The sequence below is a fragment of the Polynucleobacter sp. MWH-Jannik1A5 genome (assembly GCF_018881795.1).
GTDB lineage: Bacteria > Pseudomonadota > Gammaproteobacteria > Burkholderiales > Burkholderiaceae > Polynucleobacter.
Genome location: NZ_JACVPQ010000001.1, coordinates 1,110,526 through 1,125,781, shown reverse-complemented (window position 1 = coordinate 1,125,781; position 15,256 = coordinate 1,110,526). Strand labels below are relative to the sequence as shown.

17 protein-coding genes are annotated in these 15,256 nt (G+C 45.2%); 5 read left to right on the top strand and 12 right to left on the bottom strand.

Annotated elements, in window-relative coordinates:
- Window positions 1-8: 8 nt before the first annotated feature.
- From ICN23_RS05710 to ICN23_RS05700, 3 genes are read right to left on the bottom strand one after another with little or no spacing between them, the layout of a single operon-like run.
- Entirely contained in the window at window positions 9-566 is a 558-nt protein-coding gene (locus ICN23_RS05710) for a GspH/FimT family pseudopilin (protein ID WP_255532712.1), read from the bottom strand.
- Window positions 559-888 (bottom strand): hypothetical protein, encoded by a 330-nt coding sequence (locus ICN23_RS05705; protein ID WP_216231273.1) that lies wholly within the window; start codon window positions 886-888, stop codon window positions 559-561. The genes ICN23_RS05710 and ICN23_RS05705 overlap by 8 nt, the downstream gene beginning before the upstream one ends.
- Window positions 885-1,526 carry a hypothetical protein gene (locus ICN23_RS05700; RefSeq protein WP_216231272.1) on the bottom strand — a complete coding sequence of 214 codons (642 nt, stop codon included), beginning with the start codon at window positions 1,524-1,526 and terminating at the stop codon, window positions 885-887. Before ICN23_RS05700 ends, ICN23_RS05705 begins: the two co-directional genes overlap by 4 nt.
- Window positions 1,527-1,865: 339 nt before the next feature.
- Between ICN23_RS05700 and ribBA the strand changes: the two genes are divergently transcribed.
- The 4 genes from ribBA (at window position 1,866) to ICN23_RS05680 (ending at window position 5,646) form a co-directional block, all read left to right on the top strand.
- Window positions 1,866-3,014, top strand: a complete 1,149-nt coding sequence (gene ribBA / locus ICN23_RS05695; RefSeq protein WP_216231271.1) for a bifunctional 3,4-dihydroxy-2-butanone-4-phosphate synthase/GTP cyclohydrolase II — start codon at window positions 1,866-1,868, stop codon at window positions 3,012-3,014.
- A gap of 21 nt (window positions 3,015-3,035) precedes the next feature.
- Window positions 3,036-3,548, top strand: a complete 513-nt coding sequence (gene ribH / locus ICN23_RS05690; protein WP_216231270.1) for a 6,7-dimethyl-8-ribityllumazine synthase — start codon at window positions 3,036-3,038, stop codon at window positions 3,546-3,548.
- An 8-nt stretch (window positions 3,549-3,556) separates the two neighbouring features.
- On the top strand, window positions 3,557-4,066 hold the full coding sequence (gene nusB, locus ICN23_RS05685; protein WP_216860544.1) for a transcription antitermination factor NusB: 510 nt from the start codon (window positions 3,557-3,559) through the stop codon (window positions 4,064-4,066).
- Between the two features lie 107 nt (window positions 4,067-4,173).
- The gene (locus tag ICN23_RS05680) at window positions 4,174-5,646 is read left to right on the top strand and encodes an NAD-dependent succinate-semialdehyde dehydrogenase (RefSeq protein ID WP_216231269.1); all 1,473 of its coding nucleotides are present in this window, start codon (window positions 4,174-4,176) and stop codon (window positions 5,644-5,646) included.
- Between the two features lie 10 nt (window positions 5,647-5,656).
- Here ICN23_RS05680 and trmB read toward each other — a convergent pair whose 3' ends face one another.
- The 4 genes from trmB to ICN23_RS05660 are packed head-to-tail and all read right to left on the bottom strand — an operon-like array spanning window position 5,657 to window position 8,798.
- Window positions 5,657-6,478, bottom strand: coding sequence for a tRNA (guanosine(46)-N7)-methyltransferase TrmB (trmB, locus tag ICN23_RS05675; RefSeq protein ID WP_255532711.1), 822 nt, complete (start codon window positions 6,476-6,478; stop codon window positions 5,657-5,659).
- 4 nt (window positions 6,479-6,482) lie between these two features.
- Window positions 6,483-7,418, bottom strand: a complete 936-nt coding sequence (locus ICN23_RS05670; RefSeq protein ID WP_216231267.1) for a UDP-glucuronic acid decarboxylase family protein — start codon at window positions 7,416-7,418, stop codon at window positions 6,483-6,485.
- Between the two features lie 48 nt (window positions 7,419-7,466).
- Window positions 7,467-7,919 carry a DUF2721 domain-containing protein gene (locus ICN23_RS05665; RefSeq protein ID WP_216231266.1) on the bottom strand — a complete coding sequence of 151 codons (453 nt, stop codon included), beginning with the start codon at window positions 7,917-7,919 and terminating at the stop codon, window positions 7,467-7,469.
- Window positions 7,920-7,955: 36 nt separating this feature from the next.
- Window positions 7,956-8,798 (bottom strand): undecaprenyl-diphosphate phosphatase, encoded by an 843-nt coding sequence (locus ICN23_RS05660; protein WP_216231265.1) that lies wholly within the window; start codon window positions 8,796-8,798, stop codon window positions 7,956-7,958.
- A gap of 119 nt (window positions 8,799-8,917) precedes the next feature.
- On the opposite strand from ICN23_RS05660, the gene ICN23_RS05655 reads away from it, so the two are divergent.
- The gene (locus ICN23_RS05655) at window positions 8,918-10,543 is read left to right on the top strand and encodes a TolC family protein (protein ID WP_216231264.1); all 1,626 of its coding nucleotides are present in this window, start codon (window positions 8,918-8,920) and stop codon (window positions 10,541-10,543) included.
- 17 nt (window positions 10,544-10,560) lie between these two features.
- On the opposite strand, the gene waaC is transcribed toward ICN23_RS05655, so the two are convergent.
- The 5 genes from waaC to rfbB are packed head-to-tail and all read right to left on the bottom strand — an operon-like array spanning window position 10,561 to window position 15,236.
- Window positions 10,561-11,613 carry a lipopolysaccharide heptosyltransferase I gene (waaC, locus tag ICN23_RS05650; RefSeq protein WP_216231263.1) on the bottom strand — a complete coding sequence of 351 codons (1,053 nt, stop codon included), beginning with the start codon at window positions 11,611-11,613 and terminating at the stop codon, window positions 10,561-10,563.
- A gap of 43 nt (window positions 11,614-11,656) precedes the next feature.
- On the bottom strand, window positions 11,657-12,223 hold the full coding sequence (gene rfbC / locus ICN23_RS05645; RefSeq protein ID WP_216231262.1) for a dTDP-4-dehydrorhamnose 3,5-epimerase: 567 nt from the start codon (window positions 12,221-12,223) through the stop codon (window positions 11,657-11,659).
- A 5-nt stretch (window positions 12,224-12,228) separates the two neighbouring features.
- Complete coding sequence (rfbA, locus tag ICN23_RS05640; RefSeq protein ID WP_216231261.1) at window positions 12,229-13,149, bottom strand: glucose-1-phosphate thymidylyltransferase RfbA; 921 nt, start codon at window positions 13,147-13,149, stop codon at window positions 12,229-12,231.
- Window positions 13,150-13,191: 42 nt separating this feature from the next.
- Window positions 13,192-14,166 (bottom strand): dTDP-4-dehydrorhamnose reductase, encoded by a 975-nt coding sequence (gene rfbD / locus ICN23_RS05635; protein WP_216231260.1) that lies wholly within the window; start codon window positions 14,164-14,166, stop codon window positions 13,192-13,194.
- Between the two features lie 11 nt (window positions 14,167-14,177).
- A complete protein-coding gene (rfbB, locus tag ICN23_RS05630; protein WP_216231259.1) occupies window positions 14,178-15,236 on the bottom strand; it encodes a dTDP-glucose 4,6-dehydratase in 1,059 nt (352 codons plus the stop codon).
- Window positions 15,237-15,256: the final 20 nt, after the last annotated feature.

The window sequence follows — 15,256 nt, the reverse complement described above, 5'->3', positions numbered from 1 at the left end:
TAAACCATTCAATGGCAGCACTTTACATCTCTGGAGGGATCGCAGATTCTCCATCGCCCGCCACTACCCAAAATCATTTGCCGTTCAAGGTGAGGCGCCTGCTGATGGCCCAGAATCAAGCGGTTGGCTACAAACCCGCCTTGCGCTGTCTTTGCTGCTCCTGCAGGATTAAATAGAATTCCTCTCCTGCCGGAATGTAGGTCGGTAAATTGCTTGCCTCCACCCTTAAAGTAAACAGGTTCGATATTTGCTTGGGAAAACCAGTTTTTGGCCTGGCAATTGTTATTGAACCGCCTGTCAACACACCCACTTTGCACTACCCATCCAGCCTCCCAAGTGCCGCCATTGACTGGAGTCATTTGCACAGGCTGCCCAATATGCAAAGCTTGCCCGCGCGCGAAGTGCGCATGGGCAATAAAACGGCGCGCGATGGTATCAATCTCACGAGCAGCAATTTGCTCTTGTAACAAAGGTGTGCTCATCGTTACAGTGATGGCGATAATCAACACAACCGCCATCAACTCCAACAAGGTAGATCCGCATTGGCAACCGGATTGTTTATTCAAATACTTGACGCCAATTAATGCGAATAACTGAGCCGGTTTTTTCATCAACCAGAATGCCAATCTCAATGCCCGGCTTTTCTTTACTTGATATTAGCCAGCGCTGGTTTCCAGCAGGTTTAATGAAACACTGATTACTTTTCAATGTTGATAGCGCAGTGATGTGTTGCGCACATTCTTGCACTACTTTTTCAGCGGCAATAAATTTTTTCTGAGCTACCTCTATCGTGTTTACCTCAATCATGCGCAATGTACTTAGTTTTTCTATATGAGTAATTAAAGATGAACACAGCAATAACAAAGAGGCGATCCATGCCAGAATCATCGTAAGTTCCTTGTGGCAAAGGTTCTTTCTAAATCGACCTGAATGAAAGCCCCGTCTGTCATTTGCAAACTCAACTTATAAAGCTTTTGACTACTGCTGCCATTGGCCTGGAGGTCGGCGAGCTCCTCAATAAGCAGGTGATTTACGCCATTCATCAAAGTGGTGTTTTGGATTCTTCCCTGGCGATCAAGTGACTGGCAAATGAGTGAGCCGCCAGCCACTTTTTTGCCTTTGGCAATACCAGCTTGTCGATCGACAGTGAATCCTTGAAATGCCAAATCTTTTCTGGTTCGCTCTTTATCTAGAACATTGCCAATGCAATCAAAATCTACACCATCAGATAAGCCATGCTGAATACTCAATGAATCCGAACCTCGGTAACCCACTTTTTTATTTATTTGAATAACTGACTGCGATGAATCTGTTTTTCTTATTGTTTGAACATTCTTGATATTTTGATAACCGGCCATTCGAATTGCTCTACCCATTAACTCAAATGCACGCTCTGCTTCGGAAATGAATGCTTGGGTTTTTTCATATTCCATTTGTTTCGCTGCTAAATGTGCGCTGACCTTTAATAGCGGGTTTAGTAGAAGTGCGCAAAGTGTGATTCCTACCAGACACTCGAGTAGCGTCATTTTTTACGCTCGCAATTTCATATGCATCCAATTCTGTCCTCAATTGAGATCGTTTCCTTTCTTGCTGCAGCAAAATCAGGACCAACTTCTGATAGCTATGAGTGGCCGTCATCCAAGAACCCATGATCAAGCTCATCGCTACCAAAACCTCGAGCAAAATGAAGCCATTTGGCCTGGCACTGCCATTAGTTGAGGGTTCATGGTCCCGAATGGTCACAGGCCATTTTCTAGGGGGCATAGACCAGATAAAACCATCTTGTTGGGCTCTTGCCGTCTGAAAGGCGGGATATTGCTGTGAGACCTCACGGATACCCTCTCCTGAGCTTAAAATAGAGGGCTATGCTAAATACCCTAGCCTCCACCGAAGAAATCATTGCCGACCTCAGCGCCGGCAAAATGGTGATCCTTGTCGACGAAGAAGATCGTGAGAATGAGGGGGATTTGGTGCTGGCTGCAGATCACGTCACTGCGGAAGCGGTTAATTTCATGGCCAAGCATGGACGCGGACTCATTTGCCTCACACTGACTCGTGAGCGTTGCCAACAACTCAACCTGCCGCTAATGGTGAGAGACAACGGCACCTCGATGGGCACCAATTTCACAGTCTCAATTGAGGCAGCTACCGGCGTAACCACTGGTATCTCTGCAGCAGATCGCGCGCTCACGATCAAAACTGCAGTGGCGCCAAATGCCAAACCCAGTGATTTAGTACAACCTGGTCATATTTTTCCTTTAATGGCGCAACCTGGTGGTGTATTGATTCGCTCTGGCCACACAGAAGCAGGTTGTGACCTAGCAGCAATGGCTGGTTGCTCACCCACATCTGTTATTTGCGAAATCATGAAAGACGATGGCAGCATGGCCCGCCTTCCCGACTTACTTGAGTTTGCTAAAGAACATCAATTAAAGATTGGCAGTATTGCTGATCTCATCAAGTACCGTAGTCAACATGAAAGTATTGTAGTGCGTGAAGGTTCCCGAGAATTTGTGACCCCCTGGGGGAAATTTCAAGGCATCATTTATCGCGATACACCTAGCTCATGTATTCATATTGCATTAGTGCATGGCAAGCCATCTGAAGCACAAGAAACCCTTGTTCGCGTTCATGAGCCTGTAACTGTTTTAGACTTCTTGGACTCTAATGTCAGCACCCATTCTTGGCCACTAGCTCAAGCACTTCAAAAAATTGCAGCCTCACCTGCGGGTGTAGCGGTTTTATTAAATGCTTCTGGCATTGCCGCTCCTGGCGACAGTGATTGGCTAGCGCAATTTCAAAAGTTAAACCACTCTCAGGATGCTGAGCAAAAACCGTTGGCCCGTAAAACGGATTTCAGAAGCTATGGTATTGGCGCACAAATTCTGAAAGATATTGGCGTTGGCAAAATGCGTTTGCTAGCGAACCCAAGTCCAGTGCCAAGCCTATCTGGTTACAAGCTTGAAGTAACAGGCTATACCCCATTCAAGCCTAGCGATTCTCACAACTCTTAATCCTTACTTTAGAAAAGCACTATGACCGATTCCACCAATGATTTTGTAGGTGTATTAGAGGCCGATTTAAATGGTCAAGATCTACGTATTGGCGTTGTACAAGCGCGCTTTAACGAAGATCATTGCGTAGCGCTAACAAACTCTTGTATTAATGAACTTATCTCCTTAGGCGTTCATCAATCCGATATCAAACTAGTTACCGTTCCAGGTGCATTGGAGATTCCATTTGCCCTACAAAAACTTGCTGAGACTGGTGAGTTCGATGGATTGGTTGCGCTTGGCGCAGTGATTCGCGGTGAAACCTATCACTTTGAATTGGTCTCCAACGAATCTGCGGCTGGAATTACACGCATCTCGATTGACTCTGGCTTGCCAATTGCAAACGGGGTATTAACTTGTGACACAGATGAACAGGCACTTGCACGTGTCGAAGTCAAAGGTGCCGAGTGCGCTCAAGCGGTAGTTGAAATGGCTAATTTAGCGCTAGCGCTGACGCCGGACATTGATATCGAAATTAACTCGAGCCAAGAATAAGCAAACACATGTCCAAATCTATTCCTAATCCAGAAAACTTAGTGGCATCCAAGGATGCCAAGGCTCCTGTTAAGCGCTCTTTAACGCCGCGACGCCGTGCTCGTGAATATGCCCTTCAAGGCGTATATCAAAGCCTCGTGATGCGCCGTGCTGGCAGCATTCCGAACGGGGCAGCTATTGCTAAACAGCTATCCGAGGATCCTGCGTTTCGTCGTTGCCAGCTTGATCTCTTCCAAGGTATCTTTGATGGCGTTTTAGCCAAAACAGATGAGCTAGAGGCAATCATTACTCCAGCATTAGATCGCCCTATCAATGAACTCTCCCCAGTTGAACATGCTGCGTTACTCATTGGCGCTTATGAGTTAGCAGCCGATCTCTCCGTACCTTACAAGGTAGCTATCAATGAGGCGGTTGAACTCGCTAAGACCTTTGGCGGCACTGATGGGCACAAATACGTTAATGGCGTGCTTGACCTGCTTGCCCAAAAACTGCGGAGTGTTGAGATACAGGCAGGCTAATACCGCTTTCCACATTTTCATACCCCAGCCTCCAGGCATGCAAGCCCGGAGGCTTTTTTATTTATAAGGGGATAAAATGATTTGCATCCATACCAAGGTTAGACATCATGCAAAAAATAGATATCCGCACTCAATTAAAAGATTCAAGCCTATTCAAAGAAGAGGCTTTTGTTGATGGCAACTGGGTTAGCTCCAAAAAGACCTTTACAGTCAATAACCCTGCTACCGATGAAATCATTGCCAACGTTGCGAATCTAGAAACTGTAGATGCCGACAGTGCTATTGCCGCCGCAGAGAGGGCATTACCAGAATGGCGCAACAAACTTGCAAAAGAGCGTGCCTCCATTATGCGTAAGTGGTTCGATCTCATTATTGCGAACACCCAAGATCTAGCCACTCTCATGACGCTTGAACAAGGTAAGCCGCTGACCGAGGCAGCGGGTGAAGTTGTTTATGGCGCTTCCTTTGTGGAGTGGTTTTCCGAAGAGGCAAAAAGAGTTGAAGGCTCTATTCTGAGTACGACTTGGAGCGATAAGCGACTGATGGTTATCAAGCAACCGATCGGTGTTTGTGTAGCCATTACCCCTTGGAACTTTCCGATTGCGATGATCACCCGCAAGATTGCTCCGGCGCTGGCTGCTGGTTGCACAATTGTGATTAAGCCTGCTGAGCTCACACCATTATCTGCATTGGCGCTAGCAGAGCTTGGTAAGCGTGCCGGCATTCCGAATGGTGTGATTAATATTGTGACTGCTGATGCCAATCAATCCATTGAAATTGGTAAAACCCTTTGCTCTTCACCTACGGTTCGCCACCTCTCATTCACAGGCTCTACAGAGGTTGGCCGCATTCTCATGGAGCAATGTGCCCCGACGGTGAAAAAGCTGGCGCTAGAGTTAGGCGGTCATGCTCCCTTTATTGTTTTTGAAGATGCCGATATCGATGCTGCCGTGACCGGCGCTATGGCTTCTAAATTTAGAAATTCAGGTCAAACTTGTGTGTGCGCCAATCGCTTTTATGTTCACAAAAAAGTACAGGATATTTTTGTGGAGAAGTTTGCGAAAGCACTTGAAATGATCAAGGTGGGCAATGGTATGCAGGCCGGCATCACCCAAGGGCCTTTGATTGAAACTGCCGCACTCGAAAAGGTCAAAAAACATGTTGCCGATGCATTGAGCAAAGGAGCCAAACTCGTCACTGGCGGCAAACCATCGGTTGAGGGTAAAAATTTCTACGAGCCAACCATCCTATCCAATGTAAATAGCCAAATGCTCATTACCTACGAAGAAACCTTTGGCCCTATAGCGCCAATTATCCCCTTCGAGAGTGATGAGGAAGTTATCAAGCTTGCTAATAGCAGTCAATTTGGTTTGGCTTCATATTTCTACAGCCGTGATGTTGGTCGCGTCTGGAAAGTTGCTGAAGCCCTGGAGTACGGCATGGTAGGTGTCAACACAGGCCTTATCTCTAATGAAGTAGCGCCCTTTGGTGGCATCAAGCAATCAGGCTTAGGTCGCGAGGGTAGCGTTTACGGCATGGACGAGTATTTGGAAATGAAATACGTCTGCGTAGGCTTATAAATAACTTAGATTATTTTTGATTGACTTCGTTTTTCTTGTAAACCAAGTCCCATACACCGTGGCCTAGCTTGATGCCGCGGTTTTCAAACTTGGTTACAGGACGATAAGCCGGTCTTTGAACATACCCTGCATGCTGAGCAGTTAATTGCACTAGCGTAGGCTTAAATTCATTTGGAACTTCATCTGCTCTAGCGATATCCGAAACATCAAAAGTTTCAATTCTTACCAAATCATTGGAAGTATTTTGAAGAGTGGGCTCTGCATTTAATACCAAAAGCATCTGCTCTGCATAGTTGTGCCAATCCGTTGCTAAATGCAAGTAAGCGCCAAGCTTTAAGCGAGAAACTAATAAACGAACAAACTCAGCTTGAATCAAACGACGCTTGTGATGGCGCTTCTTATGCCATGGATCTGCAAAGTAAATATGAATACCGTCCAAGCTATTGGGGGTAATCATTCTTTCAAGGACCTCAACAGCATCATGTCGAATGACTCGTATATTGGTGAGTTGGTTTTCGCCAATGAGTTTGAGTAAGGCACCAACCCCCGGTGGATGAACTTCAATTCCCAAGAAATCATCATCTGAGCGTAATGCAGCGATCTTGGCAGTAGTCTCCCCCATACCAAAACCAACCTCTAAAATCTTGGGTTTAGTTGAGCCACCAAAAGCGCCTACTAAATCGAGGGTAGCTTCTTTAAAAGAGATTAAAAATTGAGGACCCAAATCTTCGATAGCCCGCTGTTGTCCAGCAGTTGTTCTCCCAGCCCTGAGGACAAATGAACGGATACGATCAAAATGCTTTTCTGGAGTCGTGCTATCCACTTTACTCAACGACTTACCCCACAACCTTCTTAAAGTAAGCAATAGTCTCTTTTAGACCATCTTCCAAATTGACCTTAGGCTGCCAGCCAAGCTTCGCTTTGGCTAATTCGATATTAGGCTGACGCTGTTTTGGATCATCTGATGGTAATGGCTGATGAATGATCTTCGATTTACTACCAGAGAGCTTCAGAACAGCTTCCGCTAACTGGAGCATAGTGAACTCGCCTGGGTTGCCAATATTGACTGGCCCAGTAAAACCTTGTTCAGAGTTCATCATTTTGACCATAGCATCGATTAAGTCGTCGACATAGCAAAAACTTCTGGTTTGCTGACCATCTCCATAGATGGTGATGTCCTTACCTTGCAGTGCTTGCACAATAAAGTTACTCACCACTCGGCCGTCGTTAGGATGCATGCGTGGGCCGTAAGTATTAAAAATACGTACAACTTTGATATCTAAATTGTGTTGACGGTTGTAGTCAAAAAAGAGGGTTTCAGCGCAGCGCTTACCTTCATCGTAGCAAGAGCGGATTCCAATGGGATTGACTTTGCCCCAATACTCTTCTGGCTGAGGGTGCACTTCGGGGTCACCATAGACCTCACTAGTAGATGCTTGCAAGATCCGCGCCCGAGTTCTCTTAGCTAAGCCCAGCATATTGATAGCGCCATGAACGCTGGTCTTGGTTGTTTGTACAGGGTCATGCTGATAATGCACTGGGGATGCGGGACAAGCTAAGTTGTAAATTTGATTAGTTTCTACATAAAGCGGAAAAGTCACATCATGACGCATGAGCTCTAAGCGTGGATTAGGTAGTAAATGGGCCAAGTTCTCTTTGGAGCCAGTGAAGTAGTTATCTACTACCAAAACATCATTGCCCTCTTTAAGAAGTTTTTCGGTCAAGTGGGAGCCTAAAAAGCCTGCGCCGCCGGTGATGAGGATTTTGTTCATAGTCAGACTTTTATAGAAAGTAATATTTTAAAGAAATAAGTCTTTTACTTATTTTGGATTATTCCAGCCGGCTGATCGATAGGCATAGACTACCTCAGTCAAAACGATGGATAAAGAGGTCATGAAAAAAACGAGGCCCAGCACAAATGTCCAAATCACATACGTTGTTTGTAGTGATCGTACCGCACCCGCTTGAAAGAAAAACAACTCCAATACAGTTAATGAGATAAATACCCCGCTGAGCACATCAAAAAAGATGGCAGCCGTACAAAGACGGCCACGGGCTTTAGCCTCGTCCGCCTCTTTATTCATATGCGCCAGGAGTGCTGCATCCGTTACCTCACCGCGATCAATAGCATGTCGAATTGCACGCATGCGATCCACTGATCGTGCCAAGCGTCCAGAAATCGCGTTAATCAAAGTGGCAACTGCAGTCAATAAAAACACTGGGGCTAACGCCAGCTGAATATTATTGGTAATAGCGTCTATTGATACATCCATTTTGATCTTGAACTTTAATTTAGAGTGTTAGTGAAATTAATGCGACCAAGCAATGAGTCCGCTATATGCGGTAAATAAAACTAGCAACCCAAAAGCGATGCGATACCAAGCAAATGGGATGAAATTATGGTGCGCTACATAATGAATTAGCCAGCGGACACACACGAAAGCAGAGATAAAGGCAGATACAAAGCCTACTGCAATCGCTAAGGAGAATTCTCCAGAAAATACTACAGGCGCCTTCCAGAGCTTAAGTAACTCATAAGCTGTCGCACCACCAATCACTGGAATTGCCAAAAAGAAGGAGAACTCTGTTGCCACTGCACGCGGCAAACCAAACAACATGCCGCCGATAATTGTTGCACCAGAACGAGATGTCCCCGGAATTAAGGCGGCACACTGTGCCAAGCCAACCTTGAGTGCGTCCAAGGGACTTAAGTCATCTACTGTTTTGATGTGACTAGTAGTGGTTATTTTTTTCTGACGACCCTCCGCCCAAAAAATAATGAGAGCACCTACGATAAAAGCGCTTGCTACCGGAATGGGTGAAAACAGTACTGCTTTAATGTACTTGCCAAATAAAAAGGCTAAGCCCATTGCCGGGATAGAAGCAATCAGTAAATTGAGCACAAAACGGCGAGACTGAGCGCTTTCGGAAAAGGAGGTAATAACCTTGAGAAGCTTTTCTCGGAACTCCCAACACACTGCCAAAATGGCGCCAAACTGAATGATGACTTCGAAGGCTTTGCCGCGTTCGTCATTAAAGTCCAGTAAGTCACCAACCAAAATGAGGTGCCCTGTACTGGAGATCGGCAAAAACTCCGTTAATCCCTCTACCACTCCCAGAATGACTGCTTTTAGTAACAAAATTAGATCCATAGGCCAAATTTTATAGGCATACAGGGCTAATCCAGAGGTTTTGGCAAAATAGTGCCTAAATAAGCATTTTGAATAATTTGGCCTTAAACTGCATGGCACATTGAAATTACCTGAATTACATGACCCCAAGCCGCTTTAGACTTTCTAGACTTACCGCCTTTGGTTTGATCCTAAGTCAAGCAATGGGCTGGAATGCCTGGTATGGCAATGCGATGGCCCAGAGCCCAAATGCAGCCGCAAGGCCAGCGCTACCGACTCCAATGAGTGCATCAACCCTCATTGGCCTCGAGCAGCCACCCCAAATAGCACCACCACCCACTAAGCCCGCTTTACCATCTGCCTCAGCTCCATCCAATTTAAATGGAAACAGAGCGGCCGATAGTCAGGGGCAATTAAATGATTTGATTCAGCTTTATCAAGAGGCCGCTTTTAGTGATCCAGTCTTAACTGCAGCACGCTTTAATTACCAAGCAAGTAAAGAGTTGTACTGGCAAGGATTTTCATTACTAATGCCGCAAGCCAATGCAACGCCAGGTGGAACACGTTACTACCAACATGGTGCTGGTAGTACGGTGGTTTCTAATAACGCAGGCAACTCACGCGTATTCGATCAAAAAAGTTATACGGTCACCTTAACGCAGCCCGTATTTAACGTGGGTGCGATTGAGTTATTCAAACAAGGGGACCTCAATACCAAGCTTGCGGATATGCGCTTCTTCTTGGCACAACAAGACCTCATCTTGCGAGTGTCTCAAGCCTACTTTGATGCACTGACAAGCCAAGATAACGTTACGCTCTATAAGAACAAAAAAGATTTAATCAAGCAACAACTCGAGGTGGCCCAAGCCAAATTTGATGCAGGGTTAGCAACCATTGTGGATGTGAATACTGCCCAAGCAGCTATGGATTTAGCTACTTCTCAAGAGATTTCTGCTCAAGCAGACCTTATTGTGAAACGTGGCGTACTAGAGCAAATTGTTGGCCGTCCTGTCGGCGCATTAAAACCACTAGTCAAAGACGCTAAGATTGAAGGCGTTTTAAAAGACCCTCGCAGTAAGTCGAAAGATGCAAAAGGCAATCCTATTGCTGAGAGTGTTAATCCCCATTTACCTCCCGGTCAAACATTGGATGACTGGATTCGACAAGCGGAGTCGGCAAACTTTAATGTCCTCGCAGGCCAGCTCTCTGTCAGCTTGGCAGAAAGTACCTACCGAGGTGCTCAGGCTTTAAATTACCCAACGATTAATTTTGTTGGCACGTCGGGCTACAACACCTCAAACGGCACACCTAATAGCTACACACCAGCGAATACCAATGTGTATAACAATACGGTTGCTCTACAAATGACCATTCCACTGGTATCGGGTGGATACAACAGTTCTGTGATTCGTCAAAACGCTGCTCTAGTCGATGCTGCAAAAGCTAACTACGATAACTATCGACGCACAGCAGCTCAAAATACACGTGCAGCTTTTACTGGTTTTTATGGTGGCTTGGCGAGTGTTAAAGCTTATGAAGCTGCAGAGCGCTCAACATCTTCCGCTCTTGAATCTAGCAAGCTTGGCTTTCAAGTGGGTACTTTAATTAATATTGATGTGTTGATTGCCTTAGACTCGTTAATCAATACACGCTCTTTGTTGCAACAAGCACGCTACAACACAATTCTGAATGCGATTAAGTTAAAGGCGCATGCGGCCGCTTTAACTGATGAAGACTTACTCGCGATCAATACGCTGCTACGCTAATCTCGAGCCAACAAAAACTAGTGCAGTAATTCAGTGGCAGCCTGCCGAACCTCGGCTACTGTTGGAGGTTTTTGAATATCCCCCACATTACGAATATTGCTAGACCAATATCCTTCTGTTTTCCATAGCGGGGAATCACAATAAATCTCAACAGTAGGTTTATTTAGGACGGCCGCTAAGTGCGTTAGACCCGTATCTACTCCGATCGTCAAAGCAGCACCAGCAATCACAGCAAAAGCATCTTCAATCGAAAATGCTGGCGGCACCAAGGCATTTGGAATTTGCGAGGCAATTGCTTCACTCACTGCACGCTCAGCTAAATTACCCCAAGGCAAAACCACTTGATAGCCGCGGCTAGAGAGTTCCTGACCTAGAGCAATCCAATGGCCATTAGGCCAGCGCTTTGCTTCACGCGCAGTAGAGTGAAAACAAAGCACATAAGGCACCACTAGCTGCTGAGCAAGGACCTGCCCAGGAGCGGGCAACGTTTGAATATATTGAACGGGGTAAAACTGTGGGACGCTCGTACGCTCAAGTAGCGGCCAGTCCAATGCCGAGCACATCACCCAGCGCGAGCGATCCACTGCATGGCATTGCGTGGGAACTTGAACTGACTGACTATAAAAAGATCTTGCGATCGGCTCATAACCAGAGAACTCGGTTGCATTAGCTAATCCCGCAATCACTGTACTAGGATTCTTTTTAGCTAATGAGCAAACGATGGCTGACTTAAGTAAGCCTTGAGTTTCAATAATGACATCATAAGAAACTGCTTGAAGCTCTTTTTTGAAGGCAAAAAATTGTTTCCAAGTAGACGGCTTTAGTAAATTCTTTTTCCAGTGGCGTAAACCAAAGGGAATAATGCGATCAATTCCTCTAAAACCATCTTTCGATAGTAGGGGTGTCAGTAAGTGAACATACCCTTCTTCAACCACCCAATCAATCTGGGCATCGGGCAATCGCGCCCGCAGATCCCAAAGTATTGGTAAGTTGTGCAAAACGTCCCCCAATGAGGAGAGTTTGACCAATAAGATCTTAGGGTTAGCTGATTGCGCCAATGTATTACTCATGGAGGGATTATCTTATTTTTTATATAGAGCCCCTTTGGGCACTCTAAAACTTGGGTGCAAGGTCCCAAACCAGACCGGCAGTATCTTTGGCATTCATATTGGGAGAGATGCCAGCCGGTAAAGGCCACTCGATGCCCACAAACGGATCATTCCATGCAAGACAAGCCTCGCTTTGTGGGTGGTAGTAATCCGTGGTTTTATAGAGAAATTCAGCAGTTTCAGAAAGCACCAGAAATCCATGTGCCAACTGCGGAGGAATCCAAAGTTGCTTGTGATTTTGCGCGCTCAACTCAACACCCACCCACTTACCGTAAGTAGGGGAATCTTTACGAATATCTACTGCCACATCAAATACGCTTCCGGAAACTACGCGCACTAATTTGCCTTGAGTTTTTTCAAGCTGATAGTGCAACCCTCGTAAGGTCCATTGACGAGAAAAGGAATGATTATCTTGAACAAATTCGACATCAAGGCCAGTCGCATCGGCAAAGTCTTGCGCATTGAATGACTCAGTAAACCAACCTCGCTCATCCCCAAATACCTGAGGCTCTATAACGAGCACATCATGAATTGCTGTAGGCGTTACTTTTAACTTAGAAGGTGCATTCATTAGCTCTACTTCTTTGCAGTTAAAGAAATCGACTGAGCAGAGCTATTAAGCTCTTTTAAAATCTTGCCTAAATACTGACCATAGCTATTTTTACTCAATTGAGCGGCTACCTTTTGCACTGTTTCAGCACTGATCCAACCTTGGCGATAAGCAATCTCTTCGGGACAAGCCACCATTAGGCCTTGGCGCTTTTGCAAAGTTGCAATAAAGCCCGCTGCATCTAACAATGAATCATGAGTACCGGTATCAAGCCAAGCAAAACCTCGGCCCATGATTTCAACACTTAATTCATTCTTATCAAGGTAAACACGATTTACATCAGTAATCTCAAGCTCACCCCTAGCGCTTGGCTTAATAGAAGCAGCTATATCGCAAACTTGATTGTCGTAAAAATAGAGGCCTGTTACCGCATAGTTACTTCTTGGGTTTAAAGGCTTCTCTTCGATGGAGAGCGCTTTGTAATCTTTATCAAACTCAACCACACCATAACGCTCTGGATCATTCACATGATATGCAAACACGGTTGCACCAGCTTTTCGATCATTAGCACTATTGAGTTGATCAACGAGCTCATGACCATAAAAAATATTATCTCCAAGCACTAAAGCGCTCGGATCATTACCGACAAAGTTTTTTCCTAGGGTAAATGCTTGAGCCAGCCCATCTGGAGATGGCTGCACACAATACTCAATATTGAGGCCCCATTGTGAACCATCACCAAGTAACTCCGTAAAGCGCGGCGTGTCATGAGGTGTAGAAATTAATAAGATATCCCGAATACCCGCCAACATCAAAGTACTCAGCGGGTAATACACCATGGGTTTGTCATACACTGGCATTAATTGCTTGGAAACTGCTTGAGTGACTGGGTATAGACGAGTCCCTGACCCGCCAGCCAAAATAATGCCTTTACGATTTGTAGCCATGCGAAACCCCCTATTTAGCACCTTAGTCAGCGCGAGCAGTACTTAGATCAAACCGTCCGCAGCAAGCTTAGATACATATTCTTGAACCATGCCATCCCATGCAGGGAAATTTGGCATCTTTTGAGGATCATTATAAGAGTTCGAAGCTCCCAAACCCACGTCATGAAGGGCTTCACATAATTTAGCGGTATTCATCCGAGAATTCATCGGCCTTGGCGCTGGTAGAGGGTATTCAACAGCCAGAATAGGCTTAATGGCACTGGGCTTGGCTTTTAACATCACCTTGGCATCCATGGCAGCCTGAACTACTAAACATGCCAGATCGTACCAAGTTGTCTCACCAGCTGGAACGGCATGATAAATACCAGACGGGAACTGTCTTACATTGCAGTCAGTATCTAAAGCTAAAGCCAAGCTTATTTGCGCAAGCCATTTTGCGCTAGTTGGCACACCATGCTGATCATGAATGACCTTTAATTCTTCGCGTTCTTTTGCTAAACGTAAGATGGTACGAATGAAATTACCTCCATCCCCATAGACCCAGCTGGTTCTGAAAATCGCAAATTGTCCCTTAGACGAATTTGCAAATACATTTTCTATCGCCTCTTCACCCGCGGCCTTACTTTTTCCATAAATGCCCAAGGGGGTACGTGCGTCACTCTCAACATAGAAATCAGATTTATTACCATCAAAAACATAGTCCGTTGAATAATGCAATAGGGTGATATTATTTTCTGCGGCATAGCGAGCCATTAATTCGGGCGCTTTAGCATTTACTGCAAAAGCTAAATCGATTTCCGTTTCTGCTCCATCAACCGCCGTATAAGCGGAAGCATTAATAATGAGATCCGGTTTTGATAATTTGAGTTGGGCAAGAATATCCGCCTCTTTACTTAGATCACAATCCGACCTACCGAAATAAGTAATTTGTACATTTGCAGCAATGGGCATTTGTTCAAATAACAATTTAAATGCTTTGCCTAGCTGCCCATCTTTTCCAAAAACCAGTATGTTCATCGAGTGCGCGCTCAGTTGTACTGTTGCTTTAGCCAGTCACGATAGGAGCCACTGACTACACCCTCAATCCAAATGGGATTATCCAAATACCACTGCACTGTCTTACGAATTCCAGTATCAAATGTTTCAGCAGGTCTCCAACCTAAATCACGTTCTACTTTGCTGGCATCAATTGCATAACGTCGATCATGCCCTGGGCGATCCTTCACGAATGTAATTTGTTCAGCATATGACTTACCATCTGTGCGAGGCTTTAATTCATCGAGAATGCTGCAGATAGTTTTGACGACATCAATATTGGCCTTTTCATTCCAACCACCAATGTTGTAAGTCTCTCCCAATTTTCCAGAAGCCAAAACTTTTCGAATTGCAGAACAGTGATCGCCCACATAAAGCCAATCACGCACCTGCTGACCATCACCATAGATTGGTAAAGGCTTACCATTTAGAGCGTTGAGAATTACCAGCGGAATTAACTTCTCAGGAAAGTGATACGGACCATAATTATTAGAGCAATTCGTAGTAATTACTGGGAACCCATAAGTATGAAACCAAGCCCTTACTAAATGATCCGATGCTGCCTTGGATGCAGAGTAAGGACTATTGGGCTTATAGGGATTTGTTTCCGTAAATGCAGGATCCGAAGAGGACAGAGAACCATAAACCTCATCGGTTGAAACATGGTGAAAACGGAATTGCTCTTTATCCTGTGTTTCAAGACTATTCCAGTACTCACGTGCACACTCCAATAAATTAAAAGTTCCAACAATATTGGTTTGAACAAATTCAGCCGGACCATGAATAGATCTATCAACATGGCTCTCCGCAGCAAAGTTTACGATTGCTCGTGGCCGATACTTTTCCAAGAGCTGGTTAACTAGTGCTTTATCCCCAATATCGCCATGAACAAACACATGTCGCGCATCTTTTTCTAGTGGGCTAAGAGTAGCTAAATTACCAGCATAAGTTAATTTATCAAGATTGACGATACCTTCGGCATCGGCATGAGCCAGCCAATCCAAAACAAAATTTCCACCAATAAATCCAGCCCCACCTGTCACTAAGATCATTCCCGCCCCATTTCTTTGTT